The organism is Enhydrobacter sp., from assembly GCA_025808875.1.
In the GTDB taxonomy this organism is placed as follows: Bacteria; Pseudomonadota; Alphaproteobacteria; order Reyranellales; family Reyranellaceae; genus Reyranella.
The window spans coordinates 1,437,459-1,462,916 of sequence record CP075528.1 but is presented as its reverse complement, the minus strand read 5'-3'; the positions used below and the strand labels follow the sequence as shown (position 1 = coordinate 1,462,916).

Genomic DNA, 25,458 nt, shown 5'->3' with positions numbered 1-25,458 from the left:
TGATTCGACACGGGGTGGAAAGCCGGGATGGCGGCCAGGGCCTTTGACGAAATGAAATCGGGCGCGGACGGCGCGATCCGCGCGCCCTATCGCGGCGTGGCCCGCTGGCTCGAGAACACCTCGCCCGAGCGCGTGGCCACCACGCGGCAGGAAGTCGACCTTTTCTATCGACGGCACGGAATCACCTTCGGCGCCTACGGCGCGGCGGAAGGACACGAGACGACAATCCCGTTCGACATCATCCCGCGCGTCATCGCCTGGGAGGAGTGGGAATATCTGCACAAGGGTCTGGTGCAGCGCGTGCGCGCGCTCAACGCCTTCCTCGCCGACGCCTACCGCGAGCGCGAGATATGCCGCGCCGGCGTGATCCCCGAGGCGCAGGTTCTGATGAACGCCGAGTTCGTCGCCATGGCGCAGGGCCTGGAGCTGCCGGGCGGCGTACACGCGCACATAGCGGGCATCGACCTGGTGCGCGTCGGCGAAAAGGAGTTCTACGTTCTCGAGGACAACGTCCGCACGCCGTCCGGCGTGTCGTACGTACTCGAGAACCGCGAAGTGATGATGCGGCTGGCACCCGAACTCTTCTCGGCGATGCGCGTTCTACCGGTCGCCGACTATTCCGAAGAGCTGCTGGCGACGTTGCGGTCGGTGTCGTTCAGCGACGACGCGGAGCCCAACGTCGTGCTGCTGACGCCGGGTCACTACAACAGCGCCTATTTCGAGCACGCGTTCCTCGCCGACGAGATGGGCATCGAGCTCGTCGAGGGTTCCGACCTCTTCGTCGACGAGGGGCGCGTCTACATGAGGACGCCACGTGGGCCGCAGCGCGTCGACGTCATCTACCGCCGGGTCGACGACGCCTTCCTCGATCCGCTGGCGATGCGCCCGGACTCCTTCCTCGGGGTCGCCGGTCTGCTGGGCGCGTTGCGCGCCGGGCGCGTCAACATCGTCAACGCGCTCGGCAACGGCGTCGCCGACGACAAGTCGACCTACACCTACGTGCCCGAGATGATCCGGTTCTATCTCGGCGAGGCGCCGCTCCTGCAGAACGTGCCGACCTGGCGCTGCGACAAGGCCGACGACCACAAGTACGTGCTCGGGCACCTGCCCGAGCTCGTCGTCAAGGAAGTACACGGCTCGGGCGGCAAAGGCATGCTGGTCGGCCCGACCTCGAGCAAGGCCGAGATCGACGAGTTCGCGCAGCTCCTCAAGGCACGGCCCGACAACTACATCGCCCAGCCGACGCTGGCGCTCTCGACCTGTCCGACCTTCGTCGCCCAGGGCGTGGCGCCGCGCCACGTCGACCTCAGGCCCTATGTCCTGTCGGGCCGCAAGATCACCATCATCCCCGGCGGGCTGACGCGCGTGGCGCTCAAGGAAGGCTCGCTGGTCGTCAACTCGAGCCAGGGCGGCGGCACCAAGGACACCTGGGTGCTGGCGCCGGACATGCCATCCGGCGACTAGTCATGCTGAGCAGCACCGCCAAGAATCTCTACTGGATGGGCCGCTATCTTCAGCGTGCCAAGACGACGGCGCGGCTGATCGAGGCGACGCAGCGCATGGCGCTGCAGTCGCGCGGCAAGGAAGCCGAGGGAGTGGTGGCGATCTTCGGCATGGAAGACGAGTTCCGGCAGGTCCAGGAGCAGGGCGCGCGGCTCAGCAACCTGATCGACTTCCTGGCCTTCGACGAGGGCAACCCCTCCTCCATCGTCAGCGCCATCGGTTTCGCGCGCCGCAACGCCCGCGAGGAGCGCAACAACATCACCGTCGACGTGTGGGAGAGCCTGAACGGCCTGTGGCTCGAGCTCAGCGGCAAGCTGCGCGGCGAGCGGGTGCATATAGATCGCGGCGCCCTGATCGAGTCGGTGAAGAAGCAGGCGGTGATGATCTTCGGTGCGGCGCAGGTCACGCTGCTGCGCGACGAGGCCTACAATTTCTTCCAGCTCGGTGCCTTCCTCGAACGCGGCGACAACACCGCGCGCATCCTCGACGTGAAGTTCCACGCCCTACGGCCGGACGGCGATCCGCATGCCCGCGAGCTCGACTATTTCGCTTGGTCGGAGCTGCTCGCCTGCATCGGCGCCGTGCGGACCTATCGCCGAATCTATCGCAGCTCGCTCGATCCGAGGAAGGTCGCCGAGCTGATGATGCTGCGCCGCGACGTGCCGCGATCGGTCCATCATTGCCTGTGGATGGTCGATCTAAACATGCGCGAGCTCGCCGACGCCTACGGCACGCGCGGCGAGGCCGACCGTCTCGCCGGAGAGCTGCATGCGCGGCTGCGCTATGCGCGCATCGACAGCGTGTTCGAGGTCGGGCTGTCGAAGTTCCTGCGCGGCGTGCGCACCGACATCGCCACGCTGAGCGACGAAATCGGCCGTCAGTTCCTGTTGGATTGACCATGCGATTCTCGGTCCATCACATCACGCGCTTCGAGTTCGACCAGCCGTCGGGCCATTCGATCCACGACGTGCGGCTCATGCCCAAGCCGGGCGGTGGCCAGCGGATCCAGTCGTGGCGCATCGACGGACCCGGCAAGCGCTCGGAGTGGATCGACGGGCACGGCAACCACGTCACCACCTTCTCGGTTGCGCGCCAGCACGACGCCGTCGAGATCGCGGTTTCCGGCGTCTACGAGTATATCGGCGGCGACCAGTGGCTTCGGCATGTCGACGCGCCCACCCTTCCGCCGCCCTTCTGGCTGCGCAACAGCGGCCTCGCCCGGCACGACGCCAGCTTCGATCCCGTGATCGACGGCCTGCGCGAACGCGTGGCCGACCCGACGCAGCGGGTCGGCGCGCTGCACGAACTGATGGAGCGGCTGCGCCGGCGCATGGTCTACCGCACCGGCGTATCCACCGTGGAGACGACGGCGGTCGAAGCGCTCGCCCGCGGCGCCGGTGTCGCCCAGGACGACGCCCACGTCTTCATCGCCTGTTGCCGAAGACTCGACGTGCCGGCGCGCTATGTCAGCGGCTACCTGCGCAACGACGACCCCGAGCTGCGGGTCGGACGCACCAGCCATTCGTGGGCGGAAGCCTGGGTGCCCGGCCTCGACTGGGTGGGCTTCGACCCGGCCAACGGCATCTCGCCGCGCGGCGACTGCCTGATGGTGGCGATCGGCCTCGACTACCGCGACGCCGCGCCGGTCAGTGGCCGGCGCACCGGCTTCGGCAACGCCACGATGACCGTGGAAGCATCGATAACGACGGTGGACTAAAGCGGGCGGACCGTGGCGGGAGGCCGGCTCGCCGGCCGTTCGACCGGTGCCGCGCCGAACGTCACGCCCTCGTAGTCGCGGTCGGCCACCTTGGTGATGCGGTCGACGTACTTCGGCGCGCCGCCGTTGTAGACGAAGTAGCGCACCTTGCCTTCCTCGTGGCCGGCGACGTTGGAGTTGTAACCGGTGAACCAGCCCTTGGCCTTGCGCATCAGCATCATCGAGTACATGGAGACCACGTGCTCGGTCCAGCGTCTCTCGGCCTCGGCGGTCGGCTCGAAGCGCGTCTCGCCGCGCCGCCACACATGCTCGAGGAACGCCGTGCACCAGTTGACGCCGGTCTCGATGCCGCGCGGGTAGTTTGTCGAAGCAGAGCCGGATTGCGGACCGGCCGGCATCAGCAGGTTCGGAAAGCCATGCACCATCATGCCGAGAAAGGTCGAGCAGGAATCCTGCCACTTCTCGCGCAGGGTCCGGCCGCCGGTGCCGCGGATGTCGATATGGTCGAAGGCGCCGGTGATGGCATCGAAGCCGGTGGCGTAGACGATGACGTCGAACTCGTACTCCTTCTCAGTCGTCCGCAGCCCCTTCGCAGTGACGCGCACCAGCGGCGTGTCCTGCAGGCACACCAGGTGCACGTTTGGACGGTTGTAGGCCTCGAAATAGCGCGTCTCGAGTGGCACGCGCTGGATGCCGAAGCCGTGGTCCTTGGGGATCAGCTTCTCGGCCACCTTCGGATCCTCGACGCGGCGGCGGATGCGCTCGGCGATGTATTCCGAGAGCTCGGCGTTGGCCGCCTCGTCCATGAAGATCTCGCGGAAGTTGGCAAGCCAGATGCCGAAACCCGGTTCGTCGTAGAGCTTGTCCCACAGTTTGACGCGATCCTCGCGGCTCACCTCGTAGAAGCCGCGGCGGTCGGGTTCGTGCACGAAACCGCCCGGCGTGCGCGCGCAACTCGCGAAGATCTCGTCGTAGCGGCGGCGGATGTCGGCCATCTCCGCCTCCGAGATCGGCCCGTTGTTGAGCGGCGCACTCCAGTTGGGGCGGCGCTGGAACACCGTGAGCTCGCCCACCTTGTCGGCGATCTCGCCGATCACCTGGATGGCCGTGGCGCCGGTGCCGATCACCGCGACCTTCTTGCCGGCGAGATCCACGGGCTCCTGCGGCCAATAGTAGGTGTGGAACGACGGGCCCTCGAAGTCCTCGATCCCCGGCAGCCGCGGCAGGGTGGGCTGGGAGAGCAGGCCGAGCGTCATGACGACGAAGCGGCAGGTGAGGTCGCGCGTGGCGCCGGTCTTCTCGTCGCGGACCGCGAGCCGCCATTGCCGTGCCGGTTCCTCCCAATGCGCCGAGACCACGCGGCTGTGGAACTGCATGTGCCGGCGCAGGTCGAATTTGTCGGCGACGAAGTTCAGGTACTTCAGGTTCTCGGGCTGGCCGGAGAAGCGCTCCTTCCAGTGCCACTCGTCCAGCACCTCGCGCGAGAAGGAATAGCCGTAGGTGTAGCTTTCCGAGTCGAATCGCGCGCCGGGATAGCGATTCCAGTACCAGGTGCCGCCGAGGTCGCCAGCCAGTTCGAGCACGGTGGCCTTCACGCCGAGATCGGCCAGGCGCTTGATCTGGTAGATGCCGGCGACACCCGCGCCGATGACGACGACTTCGTATTGCGGGCCGCCCGACCCGCCGGCTGGAACTTTGCTGGTCATGGACAAAGGATGCGGCCATCCGCGGCTGCGGACAATGGCGAAGGTGCCACGGGTCTAGACCGCAGCGCGATATCGCGCACCCTTCGCCGGCGGAGTCTCCGGTGGGCCGGCAAAGCACTGGGCGATGCTCATCCAGTGTCGCGCCGTCTCGCCTTCGACGACGAGCCGCGTGTCGGCAACATTGCGCGTCTGCGTAACCACTTGGCAGAATTCAACGGCGCCGCCCGAGATGCGATCGATCGCATTGCCGTCGTTCCAGCGCCACGTCGCGCCGTCCGGACCGTCGAGGCGAACCGCCGGCACGGCCGGCGGTACCGGCAGCCCGTGCACGGTGAACGTCCAGCCGAAGGTGCGCACACCGATCTCGGCCACGTTCCTGAGACGGGGCGACGGCGCCGGCCGTTCCCGGCCCATGACGTCGTAGATCGCCTGGGCGTGCGACCACACCTCCATCTGCCGCGCGGTGGTGAACATGCGCAGCCCCATGTCCGGTCCCGCCCATTTCAGCCGTGCATCGGCGGGCTTCGCGGCGAGCACGTCGCACAGGCGGATGAGCGCGGTATGCCAGCGCTCGCGCAAGGCCGCGCCGCCGAGATCACCGCCGACGCGCAGCGCCTCCACCTCGCGTCGGCCCATCCCGGCGCCCCGCCTCGCCTGGGAGTCGGCGAGCAGCGCGGTGAAGGAGTCGGGATCGGTCGCCGAGGCGAGCGCCAACAGGTCGCCGGCATGGAGATGGCGCACGATGTCGTCGGTCGTCCACGCCTTGAACCCGGTGGGACGGGACCAGTCGGAAGGCCGCAGGCTGGTCAACAACCGGTCGAACTCGTCCGCCTCGGCGCGCAGGTCGGTGATTTGCGGGAGCATGATCGGCCGCAACTTTCCGCAATTTGCGCCGCGGCACCAGCCGCAAGTGACAGGCCGGCATTTTCCGCCGCTCGAGTGGGCCCCTAGCGGCGGTACGGCGAGCCCGGACGATAAATAGCGGCAGCAGGGGACGGCTCGCCTTGCGGAGGCAGGAATGCGCCAGTAGGTTCGCGGCCGTTTGCCACCCGCCCGAAGGAGGCGTCTGCGTTATGGCGTTCATTGCCGACCGTCTTGGCCGCATCAAGCCCTCTCCGACCAATGCCGCGCAGGGCAAGTTCCTGGAGATGAAGGCGGCCGGCAAGGACGTCATCGGCCTGGCCGCCGGCGAGCCCGACATGCCGACGCCCGACCACATCAAGGAAGCGGCGATCGCGGCGATCCACGCCAACGACACCAAGTACACGGCCGTGCCCGGCACGCCGGCGCTGCGCCAGGCCATCGTCGCCAAGATGAAGCGCGACCACGGGCTCGACTACAAGGTGAGCCAGACCGTCGTCACCTCGGGCGGCAAGCAGATCATCTTCAACGCCATGCTCGCGACCCTGAACCCGGGCGACGAGGTCATCATCCCCGCCCCTTACTGGGTGTCGTATCCCGAGATGGTGATGTTCGGCGACGGCACGCCCGTCATCGTCCAGTGCCCCGAGTCGGTCGGCTTCAAGCTGCAACCCGAGGCGCTCGAGCGGGCGATCACGCCGAAGACCAAATGGCTGATCCTCAATTCGCCGAGCAACCCGACGGGCGCGGCCTACACCAGGGCCGACCTGCGTGCGCTGTGCGACGTGCTGCTGAAGCACCCGCAGGTCCACGTCCTGACCGACGACATGTACGAGAAGCTGGTCTACGACGATTTCGTCTTCTCCACACCGGCCGAAGTCGAGCCCAAGCTGTACGACCGCACGCTGACCATGAATGGCGTGTCGAAGGCCTACAGCATGACCGGCTGGCGCATCGGCTACGCGGCGGGACCGCAGAAGCTGATCGACGCCATGATCACGGTGCAGAGCCAAAGCACCTCGAACGCCAGCTCGATCAGCCAGGCGGCGTCGGTGGCGGCACTCAACGGACCGACCGACTTCATCCCGAAGAACGTCGCGATCTTCAAGCAGCGGCGCGATCTCATCGTGTCGATGCTGAATCAGTCGAAGGGCCTCAGGTGCCCTCGGCCGGAAGGGGCGTTCTACGTCTACCCGTCGTGCGCCGGCACGATCGGCAAGAAGACGCCGGACGGCAAGACGATCAAGGACGACACCGACTTCGTGAACTACCTGCTCGAGGCGGAGGGCCTGTCGGTCGTGCAGGGCTCGGCCTTCGGCCAGGGCCCGGCCTTCCGCATTTCCTACGCCACCGCGACGGAGCTGCTGGAGGAGGCGGGGCGGCGCATCCAGCGCGCGTGTGCGGCGCTGAGCTGAAGCGGGACCCCGTCTGTTCTAGGATGGGCCTTGGGAGAAAGCACCCGGGGCTTGTTCATGCAGATCGGCTTCAACCTGCCCAATTCCGGCCCGTTGTCGGCCGTCGGCGACATGACCCGGATCGCGGTCGAGGGCGAGGCCATGGGCTTCGACTACCTCACGCTGACCGACCACGTCGTGCTGCCCGACACCAGGGTGCCGGGCTATCCCTATTCCGAGAGCGGCGCGTTCTACGAGGAGGCGCCGACCGAGCGGCACGAGCAGCTCATCGCGACGGCCTACGTCGCAGCCAAGACCTCCCGCATCCGATTGGTCGCGGCGGTGCTCGTGGTGCCGCATCGTCCGGCCGTGCTCGCGGCCAAGATGCTGGCAACGCTCGACGTGCTGAGCGGCGGGCGGCTGGTGGTCGGCGTCGGCGCCGGCTGGCTGGAGACCGAGTTCGACGCCGTCGTCACCACGCCGTTCTCCGAGCGTGGCGCGGTGACCGACGAATACATCGACGCCTTCAAGGTGCTATGGACCGAGCCCTCGCCGAAATTCGCCGGCCGCTATACCAGCTTCGACGGCATCGTCCTCGAGCCCAAGCCGGTGCAACGTCCGCACCCGCCGATCTGGGTCGGCGGCGAGGGACCGGTCGCATTGCGCCGCGCCGCGCGCATCGGCAACGCTTGGTATCCGATCGGCTCCAACAACAAGCACCTGCTCGACACGCTGCCGCGGCTGGAGGGCGGCATCGAACGCCTGCGGCAGGCCGCCGCCGCCGCGGGCCGGGATCCGGCCAAGGTCGCCGTGGCCTTCCGCGTGAAGCGCTACGGCGCCGCCGTGCCGCCCAAGGCCAACGACGGCGAGCGGCGCCTGTTCTCGGGCAGCGACGCCGATGTCGCGGCCGATCTGCGGCACCTCCGCGATCTGGGCGTGACGGCTGTGGATATCGACTTTGGCCGACCGACGGCCGAAGCGATCCTGGCCGAGATGAAGCGGTTTCGAGCCGCAGTGATCGACAGGATATGACAGGCGGCCCCGCCGATTGACTCGCCCGGGCCGGGGTGAAACGATTTCACAGACAAGGCTTCGCTCCGGCCGCTGAGTTCGGGTGCGACCATCGTCCGGAGCTTCTCCGCGCAGGCCAACGCGCAGAAGGGAGGACGTTGTCATGAATGACATTAAAGCCGGAACCATCCCTGGGGGCAGACCAGGCAGCGGCGCGCATCGCGTGGTGGCGCTGTGCGGGCCGTACCTCTCGGGCAAGACCAGCCTGCTCGAGAGCATCCTCTACGCCACGGGGGCCATCGGCCGGCGCGGATCGACCCGCGCGGGAACCTCCATCGGCGACGGCACCCAGGAGGCGCGCAAGCGCGGCATGGGCACCGAGCTCAACATCGCGTCGGTCGACTATCTGGGCGATCAGTGGACCTTCCTTGACGTTCCGGGATCGATCGAGTTCCAGCACGACGCCTTCGCCGCTCTCGCCGTGTGCGACGCCGCGGTCGTGGTCTGCGAGCCCTCCCCGGAACGGGTGACGACGCTGGCGCCGCTGCTCAAGTACATCGAGGATCGCCACATCCCCCACATCTTCTTCATCAACAAGATCGATTCGGCCGAAGCGCGCGTGCGCGACATGCTCGCCGCCCTGCAAACGGTCTCGACGCGCAAGCTCGTGCTGCGCCAGGTGCCGATTCGCCGTGCCCAGCCCGACGGCGCCGAAGAGACGATCGGCTATGTCGATCTGGTGAGCGAGCGCGCCTACCGCTACAAGGCCAGCGGCGCTTCCGACCTGATCGAGATGCCGGCCGAGATCCTGCCGCGCGAGACCGAGGCGCGCCGCGAGATGCTCGAGACCCTCTCCGAGTTCGACGACACCCTGCTCGAGCAGCTCATCGAGGACGTCGCGCCCGAAAAGTCGCTGATCTATCGCGACCTGCACGACGAGTTTGGCGCCGACCAGATCGCCCCCGTCCTGCTCGGTGCCGGCGATCGCGAGAACGGCGTGCGTCGCCTGCTCAAGGCACTGCGACACGACACGCCGTTCGCCGCCGAAACCGCCGCGCGCCGTTCGCTCGGCGCCGACGGCGCGGCCTTGGCGGAGTGCTTCAAGGTCGTGCACCAAGCGCACGCCGGCAAGCTTTCGATCTGCCGTGTCTGGTCGGGCACGCTCACCGAAGGGCAGACCATCGGCGGTCAGAGGATCGGTGGCCTGTTCCGCCCGTTCGGCCAGCGCCTCGACAAGGTGGCCGAGGCGAGGACCGGGGAGATCGTCGCCCTCGCCAAGTTCGACGCCCTGTCGTCGGGACAGGCGATCGCCGGCGCGGGCATCGCCGCCGTGGGCGATTTCCCGGCCGTCGATTCCCCGGTCTTCGCGCTGGCGCTCGCGGCCAAGAACCGCAACGACGAGGTCAAGCTCTCCGGTGCGCTACACAAGATCGTCGAGGAAGATCCGTCGTTGTCCTTCGAGGCACGCGCCGAGACGCACGAGCTGCTTCTCAAGGGACAGGGCGAGATGCACCTGCGGGTCGCGATCGACAAGCTTGCCGGACGCTACAACGTCGCCGTCGAGACGCAGCAGCCGCGGGTCGCCTATCGCGAGACGATCCAGGCCGGCACGCAGCAGCATGCGCGCTACAAGCGCCAGACCGGCGGCCACGGCCAGTTCGCCGACATCAAGGTCGAGCTCAAGCCGTTGCCGCGTGGATCGGGCTTCCGGTTCGTCGACCGGATCGTTGGCGGAGTCGTGCCGCGCAACTTCATCCCGGCTGTCGAACTCGGGTTGATCGACTATCTCAAGGAAGGTCCGCTCGGCCAGCCCGTCGTCGACCTGGAAGTGACGCTGTACGACGGGCAATATCATTCGGTCGACAGCTCCGAGATGTCGTTCAAGATGGCGGCGCGCATCGCCATGAGTGAGGCGATGCCCAAGTGCAAGCCGGTGTTGCTGGAGCCCATCCTGAAGGTCACCGTGGCGGCGCCGGCCGATTCCACATCGCGCATCCAGCGTCTGATCTCCGGTCGCCGCGGCCAGCTCCTCGGCTACGACGCACGGCCGGGCTGGAACGGCTGGGACGAGGTGTCGGCGCTGATGCCCGAGTCGGAGCTCGCCGACATGATCGTGGAGATCAGGTCGGTGACCCAGGGCGTCGGCACCTTCCGCGCCGAGTTCGATCACCTCCAGGAGCTGAGCGGCCGCACCGCCGACCGCATCGTCGAGGAAGCCAGGAAGCGCGCGGCGGCATAGGCCGCGCGCGCAGCCAGGGTCTGGAACATCGCGCCGGCCTCGCGGATACTGGCCCGCGAGGATCGAGCGGGGCGTGCACGGCGCGTGAAGAACATGGAGTCCAAGGGGCGACCGAGGCGCAGTTTCGGCGTGCTCGTCAGATGGGCGATCGCCATCCCCACATCGGTGATGCTGCTGATCGCCCTCTACATCGTCGCCATGGATACGTCGTGGATGCACGATCCGGACGTCATCCGGCCGATTCTGCTGATCTGCCTGTTCTTCGCCACCGCGCTGCTCATCCGGACCGTGATCCGCTGGCGCGGCACCAGGCTCGTTGGTGGATATCTTTCACGCTTCGATCCGATCGACGATATCGCCACGTACGAGGCGTCCTATCCGCGAATCTTCACGCCGCGCGGCCGACTGCCGCACGCGGTGCTGTTGCTGCACGGCTACACGCACTCGCCGCAGGAGTTCGACCATCTGCTGGCAGCCCTACGGCGCGAGGGCATTCCCTACTTCGCGCCGCAGATTTCGGGATTCGGCCTGTCCAGCATCGACCTGCTCTATTCGACCAGCGCCCGCGACTGGGCGCGCGACGCACTGACTGCCTACGACCAGATCGCGATGTTCGCCGAGCAGGTCTCGATCGTCGGCCACTCGATGGGCGCGATACTCGCGACCTTCGTCGCCGAGCACCGCAAGGTGCGGCATCTGGTGCTGTCCGGGCCGGGATTGTACGTGCATCCCAACGATACCGGGATTGCCGCGCTGCTCGGCACGCCGGTCGTTTCGGCCATCGTCCAGTGGTTCATCCCGCTGCTGCCCAAGCCGATCCGCCGCGGCCGCGTCAGCTTCTCCGATGTGAAGGATGCGCGGGCCGCCGACGCGACGTTTCAATACATCGCCGTGCCGATCCGCAGCACCTATGAGGTCCTGAGAGCGCAGACGATGGTCGACATCCGCCGGATCACCGCCGACGATCTCACTGTCGTGTGGGGTCGGGACGACCAGACGGTGGACGTCCCCCGTCTTTTGACTTTCCTCGACGCCAACCAGGTGAAGCATTCGAGCCACTGCCTAGAGAACAGCGCCCACGCGACCTTCGAGGATTTCGACAAGGATCGGGCGATCGGCATCGTGCTCAATGTGCTGATGGACCGGACGGGCAAATGACGAAGTTCGTGCTCGAGACGCTCGGCCTGATCGTCGCGCTGCTCGCGGGGACCTGGGTCGTGCTCCATCTCGGCGACCATCTCGCCTTTCACAAGGTCGGCGCCCAGGCGGTGGGCGTGCTGCCGGACGGCCACGCGGATCTCGAAGCACACTGTCGCGGCAGCCTCTTCAGCGTAAACGAGCCGATCGAGTATCGCATCGACAACCGGGGCAACCTAGTGCTGCGCTGCCCCATGCGTCTGTTTCCCATCCGCTACCGGGTCGTGATCCACGACGTTCCGGACGATCTGCGGCAGGGTCTCCACGAAGACCATCGCCCTCTGCTCGGGAAGTGAGTAGAGTGCGCCACGACATGCGCCGAGGCCCTCCGTGACCCGATCATTCCCTCATCGACGCGATATTCTGGCGGGTGCGGCGGCAGTGGCGACGTTGCCTGGAACGGCATGGCCGGCACCGACTCGACCGTTCCTGACGCTGTCGTCGACCCTGCTGGCCACGGGTGACCTCGATCCCGATGAGGCCGGCGACTACGAGAAGGCGCTGCGCGCCGGCAGCCACGGCGCCCAGATCGCGCGTCTGGTCGCCCTGGCGACGATGGGCGGAGGTCCAGCCCTTCTCGAACGCATCAAGGGCGAGGGCCTCGAGGAAGCCGCCAATCTCGTCGTCGCCGCATGGTACAGCGGGATGGTGGGTGGCACCGTCGTCACCTACACCGACGCGCTTGCCTGGAACGCGGTCCCGTTCACCAAGCCGAACGGATCCTGCGGCGGCGCGTTCGGCTATTGGGCGCAACCGCCCACGAATTGAGGGGGCGATGGCAGATACGTTCGACGCCGACTTCGTGATCGTTGGCAGCGGCGTCGCGGGCGCCCTGCTCGCCTGGCGCCTCGCATCGTCCGGGCGCTCGACACTGATCGTCGAGGCAGGACCGCGGATCGACCGGTCCGATGCGTTGATGCGTTTCTTCGCGGCGCCCATCAAACATTCGAACTCGCCCTACCCTGCGACACCGTGGGCGCCCTCGCCCAACGAAGCCCATATCGGCGACTACTACATTCAGGACGGCCCGGTGTCGTTCCATGGCACCTACCTTCGCGCCGTCGGCGGCACGACGTGGCACTGGGGCGGAACCGCCCAACGCCTCTACCCCAACGACTTTCGTATGAAAACCGCCTTCGGCGTCGCCCTCGATTGGCCGCTCACCTACGACGACCTGGCGCCCTGGTACGATCGCGCCGAGGCCGCGCTCGGCGTTGCCGGCAGCCGGACCAACTCGCTCGGGCCCGCCCGCACCACGGACTTCCCCCTCCCGGAAATCCCCTTCACCTATCTCGACCGCCAGGTCGCCGCGGTATCGCCGGCCCACGGGCTGACGCTCGGAACCCATCCCCAGGCGCGCAACTCGATCGACTTCGACGGCCGGCCCGCCTGCTGCGGCAGCGCCAGCTGCGTCCCGCTCTGCCCGGTGGGCGCCAAGTACGACGGCGCGGTCCACGTCGCCAAGGCGGAAACCGCCGGCGCGCGCGTCCTCGACAGCGCCGTGGTGACCCGCCTCGTCCCGGGCGACGACCGCCGGATCGCGAGCCTGCGCTTTCGCCGGCCCGACGGCAGCGAGGGCACGGTCACCGGCCGGACCTTCATCGTCGCGGCACATGCCATCGAGACCCCGAAGCTGCTGCTCGCCTCGCGCGACGAGCGCGCGCCGGACGGCCTCGCCAACTCGTCCGACCAGCTCGGCCGCAACCTGATGGGCCACTATCAGAAGGGGTTCGCCGGCATTGCCGCCAAGCCGCTCTATCCCTATCGCGGCCCGGTCGAGACGGCAGGCTTCCGGGAGTTTCGCGACCACGACAAGCGCGGCGAGTATGCCGCGGTCGGCTGCGGCCTCACCAACGAAGGCTTCAGCCGCGCGATCGGTCCTCTCAAGACGGCGGCCGCCCTGGCCGGACAAGGTATGCGCGGCAAGGCGCTCGATCGTGCGATCGCCGAACGGACCGAACGCGAGTTCCTCATCGGCGGCTCGGCGGAGATGCTGCCCGATCCCGCCAACCGGGTCAGGCCGGATTTCGATCGCCTCGACGGCGGCGGCCAGCCGCGACCTCGCATCGCCTTCAAGGTGGCCGACTACACGCTGCGCGGGCTCGCGGTCACTCAGGCCAAGCTGCGGCCCATCGTCGATGCGCTCGGCTGCACGCAGGTCGTCGAGCTGGGGCCGGTGACGGTGACCTCCAATATCGCCGGCACCGCGCGCATGGGCACCGATCCCAGGACCTCGGTGGTCGATGCGAACCTGCGCGCGCACGACCACCCGAATCTCTACATGGTCGGATCGGCGGTGTTCCCCACGACGGGCGCCAATCCGCCGACGCTGACGATCGCCGCCCTCTCGCTGCGCCTCGCCAGCCACCTCGCGGCGTGACGGATCCGACGATGGCCAATACTTCCGATGGCGAATGGCGGCGGGATCGCATTCGCCTCACCCTGCCCAACGACCTCGCCCACATCGGCATAGCGCGCAGCACGGTGCGCGAGGCAGCCAGACCCTACGGCTACAGCGCCACAGAGCTGGACAACTGGGAAACCGTCACCGAGGAGGCGGTAACGAACGTCGTTCGCTTCGCCTACGACCCAGGGGAAAAGGCGAGCTTCGACATCGATTGCCTGCAGGGCACCGAGGGTCTGACGGTGCGCATCCGCGACCGTGGTCGGCCGTTCGACCCCAAGCGCATCCTTCCGGTGGCCTTCGGCGGCGAAACCGGCGCGGCACCGCACCAAGGGCTGGGTTGGCACCTGATGCAGCGGCTCATGGACGTCGTGACGCTGGAATCGCTGGGCCGCGACGGCAAGCAGCTCACGCTGTTCAAGGCGGCGCCGCACCATATCGGCGCCACCCTCGAAAGGCCCCCGCAAGCAAGGCCGGCTGCGCTCGCGGCGACGTCCGGCGACATCGTCTGCCGCCGGGCGACGAGCGACGATGCCATCGAGATCATCCGCCTGTTCTACGATTGCTATCGCTACTCCTACTTCAACGAGCAGGTCTACAGCGGCGGAACGCTCGCCCGCATGATCGACAAGGGAGAACTCGACAGCTTCGTCGCCGAGTTGCCCAACGGCCAACTCGTCGGCCACCTGGCGCTGATCCACTACGCCGACAGGCCGAACGCGCTCGAGTACGGCATGGCGGCGACCGACCCTGCATTCAGAGGCCAGGGTTTCCTCGAAAAACTGATGGGGCTTGCCACGCAGCAAGCGAAAGGGTCGGGCAAGAACGTTCGCTTCGGCGGCGCCGTCACCACCCATGTCGCATCCCAGAAGGCGGCTCTGCGTCTTGGCATCGCCGAGTGCGGGCTGATGCTGGGTGCCGTTCCGGCCGAGACTTTCGCCGGGCTCGAGACCAAGGAGCAGGGGCGCGGGACCATCCTCTTTCTTTCCGGCCTGCTGCGTGAGCGCGAGGCTCCCCGATTGGTGCTGCCGGCCGGACACGAGGACTTCGTCGCCGGGCTCTACGAGCAGTGCGGACTTTCGTTCGAGCGCGGCGAAGCCGGGCCGCCCTTACCGGAACTGAGCGAGATCAGCGTCTCGGTCCGGCCGATGCTCGGCACCGTGCGCGCGACCGTCCTGCGTATCGGCAGCGACATCGGCTCGCGGATCAGGACGATGATGCACGGCGCCCGGCAAAGTCGCGCCGAGGTCGGCCAGTTGTTCCTGCCGCTGACCGACCCGGCGTTGCCGCAGGCGGTGGCGGCACTCGAGTCGCTCGGCTGGTTCGTCACGGGAATCCTTCCCGAGGGCGGCACGGCGGGTGACGTTCTGCTCATGCATTGGCTGAACGGCTGGGCGATGGACTACGATTCGGTGGCCATGGCGCGCGATCAAGGCAACCGGCTGGTCGAGCAGGTCCGCGCCCGCGACCCAGAGTACCGGTGAACCGGCTGCTCTTGCTGTCGGCCGCGATCGCGGTCGGGCAGTTCGCCAACAGCATGGTGCTGCCGGCGCTGCCGGCCGTGGCCCGCGATCTCGGCGTGCCGGCAGGCAGCGCGGGCCTGGCCGTGACGGCATACTTTGCGGGTTTCGCGATCGTCGGACTGTTCGTCGGTCCGCTCTCCGACCGCACCGGGCGGCGGCCGTTGCTGATCGGCGGTCTTTGCGTACTCGCCCTGGGCAGCCTGTCGTGCGCGCTCGCACCGACATTCGCGGCGCTGCTGGCGTTTCGTCTGCTCGAGGCTTCGGGCGCCGCCGGCAGCCCGGTGCTGGCGCGCGCCATCGTCCGCGACACGCGCCGCGACAGCGAACTCGCCGCCGCGCTCGGCCTGCTGGCCACCATCATGAGCGTGTCGCCCGTGGTCGGGCCGATCCTCGGCGGCGTGGTGACCGACGCCTTCGGTTGGCGTTGGCTGTTCGGTATCCTCGCCGGGCTCAGCCTCGCGTGCGCAGTGAGCGCCTACATCGCGGTGCCGGAGACCCTGCGCACGGCGGTCGCGCTGACGCCTCGGATGTTGTCGCGGCAGATGGGCTTCCTGTGGTCGCGCCCGCGCTTCCGGCGCGGCATTCTGTTCGGCGCGGCCTTCTACTTCGCCTTCGGCGCCATCTACACCACGGCGCCCTTCATCCTGATCGAGCATTTCGGCCTCGGCCACACGCAGTTCGGCATCGCGTTCGCGGTCATGAGCCTTTGCCTCGCCGTCGGCGGCATGGCCGGCCCGCGCATGCAGTCGTTCGCCAGCCGGCCGCGACTGCTTGAACTGGCCGCCGTCATCGCGGCTGCGGCCGGCCTGCTCCTGTTCGGCCTCGTCGAGATCGGACAGGATCGCGTCTACACCGTCGTCGCGGGCCTTGCCCTGTTCGGGCTGGCCTTCGGGGTGGCCCTTTCCGTCGGCGCGGCGCTGGCCTTCACCGATGTCGGCGACGCCGCCGGCGCCGCCTCCTCACTGTCGGGATTCGTCCAGATCGGTGCCGCCGCGGTCGGTTCGGCCATCGCCAACCTGCTACACTCCGGATCGGCACTGCCGCTGGCGGTGATCCTCCTGGCCACCAGCGCTGCTGCATACCTTGCGATCCGCGGACTGCAGGACGCTCCTCCCTCGACACCGTGATCCGGTCCGTCGAGAAGACAGGGAAATTCCGGGCCGTGCCACCGTCGTTCGCGGCAGGTCACAAGGCGGTGAGGAGGTCTTCTCATCGCGAACGGTCCGCCACATAATTTTCGCCATGTTGAACAGACGATCGCTGACCACTGGCGCACTGGCGATTGCTGCTGCGCACACTCTGGGACGATCCGCCGGCGCCCAGCCGGCCAAGCCGATGCTGGTCTTCGTCGGGCATGAGCTTTGAGGCGGCTGCAAGATCTGGCGTGCCCAGTCCGAGCCTGATTTCCTCAAGTCCGACGCCTTCAAGAAACTCGACTATCGGGTCGTCTATCCCGCCAACAAGTCCTTAGTCGTGAGCGAGGAAAGCTGGCCGGCCGACACGCGGGCGGTGCGAACTGCCTTCCTGGCAAGTGAGGAGGGCAAGGCCCGGCCGGACGCGACACCGCGCTTCATCCTCGCCCAAGGCGACAAGGTCGTGCTGGCCACCACCGGCAACGGTGGCTGGAAAGACCAGATGTGGCCCAAGATTCTGGAAGTGACGGCAACGAAGGCCTAGAATCCGGCGTTCTTCCGAAAGGATGACGCCCATGGCCAACGACCTCTTCCGGCGGGAGCTGGCCGCCTATGCCGCGGTCCATCGCGACTGGCGCAACAAGGCGACACATTTCGTCGGCATACCCGTCATCGTGTTCTCGCTGTTGCTGGCCCTGACCCAGTGGAGCGTGGATCCGGGAATCGGCACTCTGCCGATGGCGTTGGTCGTGACCATCGTTGCCGTGTTGGGTTGGATGGCGCTCGATCTCGGCATCGGGCTCGTCATGGCCGCCATCATGGCCGTGGCGTGGTATGTCGCCGAGGCCTTCGCCATGGCGCTTGGGCCGCAACCGGTCTGGACGGCGTTCGGCGTGCTGTTCATCGGCGGGTGGATCCTGCAGTTCCTCGGCCACCACTACGAGGGCAAACGACCCGCCCTGCTCAGCAACATCTTCCAGGCCTTCGTCGGCCCCATGTTCCTCGTTGCAGAGACCATGGTGGCGATGGGCTACCGGTCGGATCTCGCCGGCGCCATGGACGACCACCGGATTCGCGCTTGACGTCACGCTGCGGTGAGCATGGTTTGACTTGCGGGCCGCCGTCTTCCGGTCCAATGCCAGAACGGGGCGCGACAGGAGGTCGAACATGTTGATCAAGCGCAGGCGCGGCTGGGAGCTGCCGGAGCGGCAGGTCACCGACGAAGGCGTCTACTTGCGGCGACGAGAGCTGGTGCGTGCCGCGGGACTCGGCGCAACCGCGATGGCCGTGCCCTCGGTCGCCATGGCACAGACCAAGGAAACCGATCCGTCCGCCGGCCTCTACCCCGCGACACGCAACGACCGGTTCGGCAGCCCCACCCCGGTCACCGCCGAGAAGCTCGCCACCACCTACAACAATTTCTACGAGTTCGGCGGCGACAAGAGCATCTGGCGTGCTGCCCAGAAACTGCCGATCCGGCCGTGGACGATCGCAGTGAGCGGCATGGTCGACAAGCCGTTCGAGATCGGCATCGACGATCTGCTCGCCAAGATGCCGCTCGAGGAGCGCGTCTATCGTCACCGCTGCGTCGAGACCTGGTCGATGATCGTGCCGTGGTCGGGCTTCACGGTGAAGTCGCTGGTCGAGTTCTGCAAGCCGACCGCCGGTGCCCGCTATGTCGTCATGAAGACCCTCAACAAGCCCGCCGTCATGCCCGGCCAGAAGGAGACGCTCTATCCCTGGCCCTACACCGAGGGGCTGGCGATGGACGAGGCGATGCACGAGCTGGCCTTCATCGCGACCGGCCTCTACGGCAAGCCGATCCCCCGGCAGAACGGCGCACCGCTGCGGCTCGTGGCGCCCTGGAAGTACGGCTTCAAGAACGTGAAGTCGATCGTCAGCATCGAGTTCACCGACAAGCGTCCGGTCTCGTTCTGGGAGAAGCTGCAGCCCAGCGAGTACGGATTCTGGGCCAACGTGAATCCGAAGGTTCCCCATCCGCGCTGGAGCCAGGCGACGGAAAAGCCGCTTGGCAGCGACCAGAGAATCCCCACCCTGCTCTACAACGGCTATGCCGAGTTCGTGACCGGCCTCTATGCCGGCCGCACGGCGGAAAAGCTCTTCATGTAGGCGCCGGCTTTGCCTTGGCGTTCCGGCCCGGTAAAACCGGAGTGGGAGAAGCGCCATGAGCAAAGTCATCGTCGAGAAGAGCGGCCCGGTCAGAACGGTCTGGATGAACCGGCCTGAGAAGCGTAACGCGCTCGACAGCGAGTTGCTGCGCGAGATGATCGAAGTGCTGGGCGCGCCTGTCGCGCCGGATGACCGTGTCGTCGTGATCAGGGGGAAGGGCGACGTGTTCTGCGCGGGCCTCGACATGGCGGAGCGCAGCAAGACCGCGGGCGCCGGGCAGGCGAGCGGCATCGAGGTGATGCTGCGTGCCATCGAGCTCTGCCCGCTGCCGGTCGTCGCCGTGGTGCAGGGCGACGCCATCGCCGGCGGCAACGAGCTGGCGCTCCACTGCGACATCGTCGTGGCGAGCCAGAAGGCGCGGTTCGGCATGTCGCTCGCCCAGGTCGGCCTCGCGCCCAACTGGTTCCTCGCCAAGAAGCTGATGGAGGTGCTGGGTCCGGTGACGACGCGCGAGATGCTCCTGCTGGGCGATCCCCTGCCCGCCACCAAGCTGCATGCGCTTGGCCTCATCGCGCGCTGCGTGGCGGCCGACCAGCTCGAGGCCGAGGCGTCGAAGGTGATCGATCGCCTCGCCGCCAACGCGCCGCTGTCGCTGAAGGCCATGAAGGCTCTGACCGTGCGCCAGCTCGAGTTCCGCGACGGCATCAGGCACGACGACGTCGACGCGCTGGTCGTCGCGGCCATGCAGAGCCAGGACGCGCAGGAAGGGATGAGGGCGCGGCTCGAGAAGCGCACCGCGAAGTTCCAAGGCAGGTAACGGATGTCGATCCGCCTGCGCCTCGACAAGCCGTGGCGCCCGCTCGCCGCGGAGGAGGTCGCTCGCCTGCCTGGTCAACTTGGGGTCTACCAAGTCGGCGACGCACAGGGCCGGGTGCTGTTCATCGGCCAGGCCGGCGCGCGTTCGCCGTTCGGGCTGCGCAGCGAATTGCAGCGCGAGCTCGCCGAACGCGGCGCCGGCTGCCAGTTCCGCCTCGAGGTGAACCAGCAGTATCGTTCGCGCTGGTTCGAGCTCCTCATGGTCCACCAGGCCGACCACGGCAGGCTCCCGCCGGACAACGCCGAGAATCCCCCGCCCAATCTCGGGCGCCTGAGTCCCTCCTGAGGCGAGGCCGTCATGGACTTCGAGCCGAGCTCCGAACAGCAGATGCTGATCGACCAGGTCCGCCGCTACGTGCGGGAGGAGATCATCCCGCTCGAGGCCAAGCTCGACCCCGACGCCTCGGAGTTGCCGCCCGAGGACTTCAAGCGTCTCACCGACAAGACCAAGGCGATGGGCCTGTTCGGCATCGACATCCCCAGGGAGTTCGGCGGCCCCGACATCGACATCGTCACGCGCGTCCTGCTCGCCATCGAGATGGCGCAGCATCGCGCCGGACTCTACGTGCCCTGCTACGGCACGTTCGGCGGCGCCGGCCTCGCCCAGATCTTCGAAGCCAACGAGGGCCAGAAGGAGCGCTACCTCTATCCGACCCTGCGCGGCGAGAAGAAGGCCTTCTTCGGTCTGACCGAGCCGTCGGGCGGCAGCGACCCGGCGCGCGCCATCCAGACCAGGGCGGAGCGCAGGGACAACGGCTGGGTGCTGAACGGTGCCAAGATATTCATCTCCAACGCCGATCGTGCCCAGTACGGCATCGTCTTCGCCCGCACCGACGCCTCCAAGGGTCGCGGCGGCATCACCTGCTTCATCGTCGACAGCGACACACCAGGCTTCCACGTGCGGCGCGTCGTGCACACGCTGCGCTCCTCCCACTACGCCACCGAGCTCGAGTTCAAGGATTGCTGGGTGTCGGACCACCAGGTGCTGGGCGAGGTCAACAAGGGCTTCGCGGTCGCCAACGACCGGTTGACGCGCCAGCGCATTCCCTATGCCGCCGGCTGCATCGGCGTCGCCATCGCCGCGCACGAGATGGCTGTCGAGTGGGCCAAGATGCGTTCCACCTTCGGCGAGAAGCTCGCCAATCGCCAGGCCGTGCAATGGATGCTGGTCGACAACGAAATCGACATCCGCACGGCCAGGCACTTCACTCTGGAGGCCGCCGAGAAGGCGCGCCGCGGGCTGCCCTTCCGCACCGAGGCGGCGATCGCCAAGCTGACGGCCTCGGAAGGCGGCGGGCGGGTCGTTGACCGCGCCATGCAGATCCACGGCGGCATGGGCATGACCAAGGACCTGCCGCTCGAACGCTGGTACCGCGAGATGCGCATCCGCCGCGTCGGCGAGGGCCCGAGCGAAGTACAGCGGATGGTGATCGCGCGCGAGATCCTCGGAAGCAACCTGCGATGAACGCGCGCCCCCTCGAAGGCGTCAAGGTCGTCGAGTTCGGGCAGAATCTCGCCGGCCCCTACTGCGGCCAGATCCTGGCGTTTCTCGGCGCCGACGTCGTCAAGGTCGAGCGGCCGGAGGGGGACGACGCCCGCAGATGGGGACCGCCCTTCGTCGAGGGCGATGCCGTGGGCTTCATCGCCCTCAATCGCGGCAAGAAGTCGATCACCTGCGATCTCGCCGATCCAGGTCAGCGCGCCCGGCTGGTCGAACGGATCGGCGAGGCCGACATCTTTGTCCACAATCTGCGCGCCGACGTGCCGGCCAAGTTCGGCATCGACGGAGCCGCGCTCACCGCGCGGTTCCCGCGTCTGATCTATGCCGACCTCGGCGCCTTCGGCCATGTCGGCCCCTGGAAGGAGCGGCCCGGCTACGAGCCGATCATCCAGGCCGTGGCGGGGCTGATCTCGCTCAATGGCGATCCATCGGGGCCGGAGGCGCGCATCGGCGTCTCCATCATCGACCTGTCGACCGGGATGTGGACGGCGATCGGCGTACTCGCCGCCCTCGCGCGACGCCACGCCACGGGCAAGGGAGGCCTGGTCAACACCTCGCTCTTCGAGTCGGGCCTGATGTGGGCCTCGAACCACGTCGCCTCCTACTCGGTGACCGGCAGGATGGCGCCGCGTCAGGGTACTGGCCACCCTTCGCTCACCCCCTACCAGGCGTTCGACTGCAGCGACGGGCCACTGATGATCTGCCCCGGCAACGACCGGCTGTGGCGCAAGTTCGCCGAAGTACTCGGCCATCCGGAATGGCCGGACGAACCGCGCTTCAGGACCAACGTCGATCGCATGAAGCATCGCGCCGAACTGCTCGGCATGATCGGCCACATCATGCGCAAGGAGAGCCGTGCCCACTGGTCGGCCAGGCTCGACGCGCTGGGCGTGCCCAACGGGCCGCTGAATTCGGTGCCGCAGGTGCTCGAGCTGGCGCAGGTGGCCGCGCTCGGCATGTTCGCGCGTCCCTACGGAGAGTCCGCCGGCTTGTTCCACGCCCTGCCCCTCAGCATAGACGGCGAGCGCGCCGGCGGTCCCGACAAGGCGCCGAAGATCGGCGAGCACGACGGCAAGGTCTAGGAGGCGAAGCTCAGGCAGTAGTCGCGCACGCGCTCGAGCGGGATGCGGGCGTGGCTTTGCACGATGATGAACTTGCCGCGCGGATTGCCGCCGCCTTGCTGGTTCACCAGGCGCTCGAAATCGTCGGCGCCCCACACCGACGCATGTTCGGAGAAGAGCTGGATGTCCTGGAAGTAACAGGGATCCCAATGGACGTGATAGTCGAGCAGGTTGCCCTTGAGCTCGCCCACACAGGTGTAGAGCGAGTACTCCGTCCAGGCGATGTTGCCGATCTTGCGCAGGATCCACAGGCCGAGCGTCGACATGGGGTCGATCGGGCCGCGCCGGAAGAACTCAAGGGTTTGGCGCGCAAGATCGCCGTGCAGGATGTTCGGGGTCACCGACAATCCATGCGCCTTGATGTCGAAGCCCGTGCCGACGATGTCCGCGGCCTGGCGCCACCAGTCGTGATATCGCTTGGGCTCCCAACGCGACAATGCCTTGCCGTCGGCGACGAACGTGGTGGCGTCGAAATCGCCGACGCAGCAGACGTCAGAGTCGAGGGTGAGATAGCCGCCGAAGCCGAGCATGACCGGGACCTGCAGCTTCACCATCTGCTGCCGGTACCAGCCGGTCATCATGTAGAATCGGCTGAGGGGCGGGAAGAACTCGCTCTCCGACCTTACCGAGACCTCGATGCCCGGGTGGCGGGGCAGGCTTGTTCGCAGGAGCGGCACGTCGCGCGACGGCGCAACGATCAACAGTTCCAATGGCACCGTGTCCCGCCAGTGGCGCGACAGCGACTCGATGAGAAGTCCCGTGCGCTCCAGATCGCCCCGGCGCTTGAGGTTGCGCAGAGCCAAGGGGAGGATCGCATGGCGGATTTGGGAGAACATCGGCAGTCGAACTGAATCGAACATGGGCTGGCCGGTCAGGGATATCAATTGGCGGGCAGCCAACGTCAGCGGCACATCGCCACACGAAAAAACGCCGGGCCTTGCGGCCCGGCGAGTCAAACAGGGAGGCTTCACGTCTGGGAGACGTGGGATCACGAGGATCCCGAGTTTCGAACGCGATCAGTGCAAACCGCTCGTGTCGAAGACCTGAAGCCAAAATAGTCCGCGCACGCCGAATTGTTAGGCACGATGTTGGAACACTGACATGCGACCAGCGCATGCCTTGCCGTGTCTATGCAATACTGCAGATCATAGCCCCTAAAAACGTGTCTCGGCCACTTTGCGCAGCAGGAAATCGCGAAACACGGCGATCCGCTTGGAGTGCCGCAATTCCTCCGGGTAGGTGAAATACACATCGGTCGTGCGGACATTGACCTCCGGCAGGACCATCTCGAGCTTGGTCGATTCGCGGGCCAGATAGTCGGGCAGAGAGGCGATCCCCAGGCCGGTCTCCACGGCGCGGAAGATTCCGTAGGTGTTGTTGACACGCAGCACAACCTGGCGCGGATTTTCGTCGGGATTGCCCTCGTGCAGCAGCCAGTTGACATCCTGCACGGGCGCGCGCGCGTCCTCGCCGAAGATGATCAGGCGATGCTGCTCGAGTTCGGCGACGTTGCGGGGCCGTCCATACTTCTGGATGTAGGTGTGGGACGCATAGACGTGGCTGCGCACGGTCAGCAGGTGGCGCTGCACCAGGCCCGGCTGACGCGGCATCACCATCCGGATGGCGACATCGGCCTCGCGCATGCCGAGGTCAAGTTCGTTGTCGGACAGCACGAGACTGACGTCGATCTCGGGGTAGGTCTGGATGAACTCGTGCATCTGGGCGGTGAGCCAGGTCGAGCCGAAGCCGATGGTGGTCGTCACCTTCAGGCGCCCCGCCGGCTTGTCCTGATTGGCGCGCAGCAAGGCTTCGGCGGTGTGGACCCTCGTCGACATGTCGCGCGCGGTCCGATACAGCAACTCGCCCTGCTCGGTGAGGATCAGGCCGCGGGCATGGCGGTGGAACAGCATGACTCCGAGCTGTTCCTCGAGTGCGCCGATCTGGCGTGAGATCGCCGACTGGCTGAGCTTCAGCACCTCGCCGGCATGGGTGAAGCTGCCGGCGTCGGCGACGGCCTGGAAGATCCGCAGCTTGTCCCAATCCATCATCAATCGGCGGCCTGCGCGACGCGCGTGTCCTGGAGGGCGAGCCACTTCTCGGCTTCGAGCGCGGCCATGCAACCGGTGCCCGCCGCAGTCACGGCCTGTCGGAAGATCTTGTCCTGCACGTCGCCCGCCGCATAGACACCGGCCACGTCGGTCGCCGTCGAATCGGGCCGGGTGATCAGATAGCCCTCGCCGTCCATGGCGAGCTTGCCCTTGAACAGCTCGGTGTTGGGCGAGTGGCCGATGGCGATGAACACGCCGTCGGTCGCCAGTTCGCGCTCGGCGCCGGTCTTGACGTTGCGCACGCGTACGCCCTTCACGAGCGGCGCCGGCTTGGCCTCGCCGACGATCTCCTGGACCGTATGGTCCCAGAGCACGATCACCTTCGGGTTCCTGAACAGCCGCTCCTGGAGGATCTTTTCGGCGCGAAACGAATCGCGCCGATGCACGACCGTCACCTTGGAGGCATGGTGCGTGAGGTAGAGCGCTTCTTCGACGGCGGTGTTGCCGCCGCCCACGACCACCACTTCCTTGCCACGAAAGAAGAAGCCGTCGCACGTCGCGCAGGCCGAAACGCCGCCACCTCGGAAGCTTTCCTCGCTCGGCAGGCCGAGCCATTTGGCGGTGGCACCGGTCGCCACGATCAGCGCATCGGCCTCGTATCGGTCTCCGGAATCGCCCACGCACACGAACGGCCGATGGCTCAGGTCGACATCGACGATCGTGTCGAAGAACAGCTGCGTGCCGACATGCTCGGCCTGCTTCTGCATCTGCTCCATCAGCCAGGGGCCCTGGATGACGTCGGCAAAGCCCGGATAATTCTCGACGTCGGTGGTGATGGTGAGCTGTCCGCCGGGCTGAATGCCTTGCACCAGCATCGGCTTGAGACTTGCCCGGGCGGCATAGATCGCGGCCGTATAGCCGGCCGGTCCGGAACCCAGAATCATCACCTTGCTGCGATGTGTTGCTGCCATGACTTATCCGCATCCCGCTTCGCGCATATCTCTTCTCATATATGCAAACCTCCCTTTCGATGCACGGGAGTTCTCCGTTTTTTGCGCAATTGTGCACGGATGATTGCCATTTTCTCGCAACTT

At 67.0% G+C, this 25,458-nt stretch carries 24 protein-coding genes; 19 read left to right on the top strand and 5 right to left on the bottom strand.

Annotated elements, in window-relative coordinates:
- The first annotated feature begins 27 nt into the window (after positions 1-27).
- The 3 genes from KIT25_07375 to KIT25_07365 are packed head-to-tail and all read left to right on the top strand — an operon-like array spanning position 28 to position 3,220.
- Positions 28-1,464, top strand: a complete 1,437-nt coding sequence (locus KIT25_07375; protein UYN96743.1) for a circularly permuted type 2 ATP-grasp protein — start codon at positions 28-30, stop codon at positions 1,462-1,464.
- Between the two features lie 2 nt (positions 1,465-1,466).
- On the top strand, positions 1,467-2,399 hold the full coding sequence (locus tag KIT25_07370; protein UYN96742.1) for an alpha-E domain-containing protein: 933 nt from the start codon (positions 1,467-1,469) through the stop codon (positions 2,397-2,399).
- Between the two features lie 2 nt (positions 2,400-2,401).
- Entirely contained in the window at positions 2,402-3,220 is an 819-nt protein-coding gene (locus tag KIT25_07365) for a transglutaminase family protein (GenBank protein UYN96741.1), read from the top strand.
- Here KIT25_07365 and KIT25_07360 read toward each other — a convergent pair.
- Both KIT25_07360 and KIT25_07355 read right to left on the bottom strand, forming a co-directional pair.
- Positions 3,217-4,926: an NAD(P)/FAD-dependent oxidoreductase gene (locus KIT25_07360; protein ID UYN96740.1), complete on the bottom strand. Its 1,710-nt coding sequence runs from the start codon at positions 4,924-4,926 to the stop codon at positions 3,217-3,219. The two genes, KIT25_07365 and KIT25_07360, sit on opposite strands and share 4 nt — an antisense overlap.
- 54 nt (positions 4,927-4,980) lie before the next feature.
- Positions 4,981-5,790 carry a TIGR03084 family protein gene (locus KIT25_07355; protein UYN96739.1) on the bottom strand — a complete coding sequence of 270 codons (810 nt, stop codon included), beginning with the start codon at positions 5,788-5,790 and terminating at the stop codon, positions 4,981-4,983.
- Between the two features lie 209 nt (positions 5,791-5,999).
- Here KIT25_07355 and KIT25_07350 point away from each other — a divergent pair, with 209 nt between their 5' ends.
- From KIT25_07350 to KIT25_07275, 16 genes are all read left to right on the top strand, one after another.
- Positions 6,000-7,202 (top strand): pyridoxal phosphate-dependent aminotransferase, encoded by a 1,203-nt coding sequence (locus KIT25_07350; protein ID UYN96738.1) that lies wholly within the window; start codon positions 6,000-6,002, stop codon positions 7,200-7,202.
- A gap of 51 nt (positions 7,203-7,253) precedes the next feature.
- Positions 7,254-8,213 carry an LLM class F420-dependent oxidoreductase gene (locus KIT25_07345; GenBank protein ID UYN96737.1) on the top strand — a complete coding sequence of 320 codons (960 nt, stop codon included), beginning with the start codon at positions 7,254-7,256 and terminating at the stop codon, positions 8,211-8,213.
- 142 nt (positions 8,214-8,355) lie between these two features.
- Entirely contained in the window at positions 8,356-10,431 is a 2,076-nt protein-coding gene (locus KIT25_07340; GenBank protein ID UYN96736.1) for an elongation factor G, read from the top strand.
- Positions 10,432-10,515: 84 nt separating this feature from the next.
- Complete coding sequence (locus KIT25_07335; GenBank protein ID UYN96735.1) at positions 10,516-11,589, top strand: alpha/beta fold hydrolase; 1,074 nt, start codon at positions 10,516-10,518, stop codon at positions 11,587-11,589.
- Positions 11,586-11,924 (top strand): hypothetical protein, encoded by a 339-nt coding sequence (locus KIT25_07330; GenBank protein ID UYN96734.1) that lies wholly within the window; start codon positions 11,586-11,588, stop codon positions 11,922-11,924. The genes KIT25_07335 and KIT25_07330 overlap by 4 nt, the downstream gene beginning before the upstream one ends.
- A 34-nt stretch (positions 11,925-11,958) precedes the next feature.
- Complete coding sequence (locus tag KIT25_07325) at positions 11,959-12,396, top strand: hypothetical protein (protein ID UYN96733.1); 438 nt, start codon at positions 11,959-11,961, stop codon at positions 12,394-12,396.
- A gap of 7 nt (positions 12,397-12,403) precedes the next feature.
- Complete coding sequence (locus tag KIT25_07320) at positions 12,404-14,008, top strand: GMC family oxidoreductase (protein UYN96732.1); 1,605 nt, start codon at positions 12,404-12,406, stop codon at positions 14,006-14,008.
- 11 nt (positions 14,009-14,019) lie between these two features.
- Entirely contained in the window at positions 14,020-15,516 is a 1,497-nt protein-coding gene (locus KIT25_07315; GenBank protein UYN96731.1) for an ATP-binding protein, read from the top strand.
- Positions 15,513-16,682 (top strand): MFS transporter, encoded by a 1,170-nt coding sequence (locus tag KIT25_07310; GenBank protein UYN96730.1) that lies wholly within the window; start codon positions 15,513-15,515, stop codon positions 16,680-16,682. The genes KIT25_07315 and KIT25_07310 overlap by 4 nt, the downstream gene beginning before the upstream one ends.
- A 346-nt stretch (positions 16,683-17,028) precedes the next feature.
- The gene (locus tag KIT25_07305) at positions 17,029-17,232 is read left to right on the top strand and encodes a hypothetical protein (GenBank protein UYN96729.1); all 204 of its coding nucleotides are present in this window, start codon (positions 17,029-17,031) and stop codon (positions 17,230-17,232) included.
- Between the two features lie 31 nt (positions 17,233-17,263).
- Positions 17,264-17,770 carry a DUF962 domain-containing protein gene (locus KIT25_07300; GenBank protein UYN96728.1) on the top strand — a complete coding sequence of 169 codons (507 nt, stop codon included), beginning with the start codon at positions 17,264-17,266 and terminating at the stop codon, positions 17,768-17,770.
- A gap of 85 nt (positions 17,771-17,855) precedes the next feature.
- A complete protein-coding gene (gene msrP, locus KIT25_07295) occupies positions 17,856-18,818 on the top strand; it encodes a protein-methionine-sulfoxide reductase catalytic subunit MsrP (GenBank protein UYN96727.1) in 963 nt (320 codons plus the stop codon).
- 55 nt (positions 18,819-18,873) lie between these two features.
- Positions 18,874-19,635: an enoyl-CoA hydratase/isomerase family protein gene (locus KIT25_07290; protein ID UYN96726.1), complete on the top strand. Its 762-nt coding sequence runs from the start codon at positions 18,874-18,876 to the stop codon at positions 19,633-19,635.
- A gap of 3 nt (positions 19,636-19,638) precedes the next feature.
- Positions 19,639-19,980, top strand: a complete 342-nt coding sequence (locus KIT25_07285) for a hypothetical protein (protein ID UYN96725.1) — start codon at positions 19,639-19,641, stop codon at positions 19,978-19,980.
- A 12-nt stretch (positions 19,981-19,992) separates the two neighbouring features.
- Complete coding sequence (locus tag KIT25_07280; GenBank protein UYN96724.1) at positions 19,993-21,159, top strand: acyl-CoA dehydrogenase family protein; 1,167 nt, start codon at positions 19,993-19,995, stop codon at positions 21,157-21,159.
- Positions 21,156-22,277 (top strand): CoA transferase, encoded by a 1,122-nt coding sequence (locus KIT25_07275; protein ID UYN96723.1) that lies wholly within the window; start codon positions 21,156-21,158, stop codon positions 22,275-22,277. The genes KIT25_07280 and KIT25_07275 overlap by 4 nt, the downstream gene beginning before the upstream one ends.
- Here KIT25_07275 and KIT25_07270 read toward each other — a convergent pair.
- The 3 genes from KIT25_07270 to trxB all read right to left on the bottom strand — a co-directional run bounded on the left by KIT25_07270 (position 22,274) and on the right by trxB (position 25,335).
- Entirely contained in the window at positions 22,274-23,119 is an 846-nt protein-coding gene (locus tag KIT25_07270) for a hypothetical protein (protein UYN96722.1), read from the bottom strand. The two genes, KIT25_07275 and KIT25_07270, sit on opposite strands and share 4 nt — an antisense overlap.
- 351 nt (positions 23,120-23,470) lie before the next feature.
- Positions 23,471-24,361 (bottom strand): LysR family transcriptional regulator, encoded by an 891-nt coding sequence (locus KIT25_07265; protein ID UYN97855.1) that lies wholly within the window; start codon positions 24,359-24,361, stop codon positions 23,471-23,473.
- A 2-nt stretch (positions 24,362-24,363) separates the two neighbouring features.
- The gene (trxB, locus tag KIT25_07260) at positions 24,364-25,335 is read right to left on the bottom strand and encodes a thioredoxin-disulfide reductase (GenBank protein UYN96721.1); all 972 of its coding nucleotides are present in this window, start codon (positions 25,333-25,335) and stop codon (positions 24,364-24,366) included.
- Positions 25,336-25,458 lie beyond the last annotated feature (123 nt).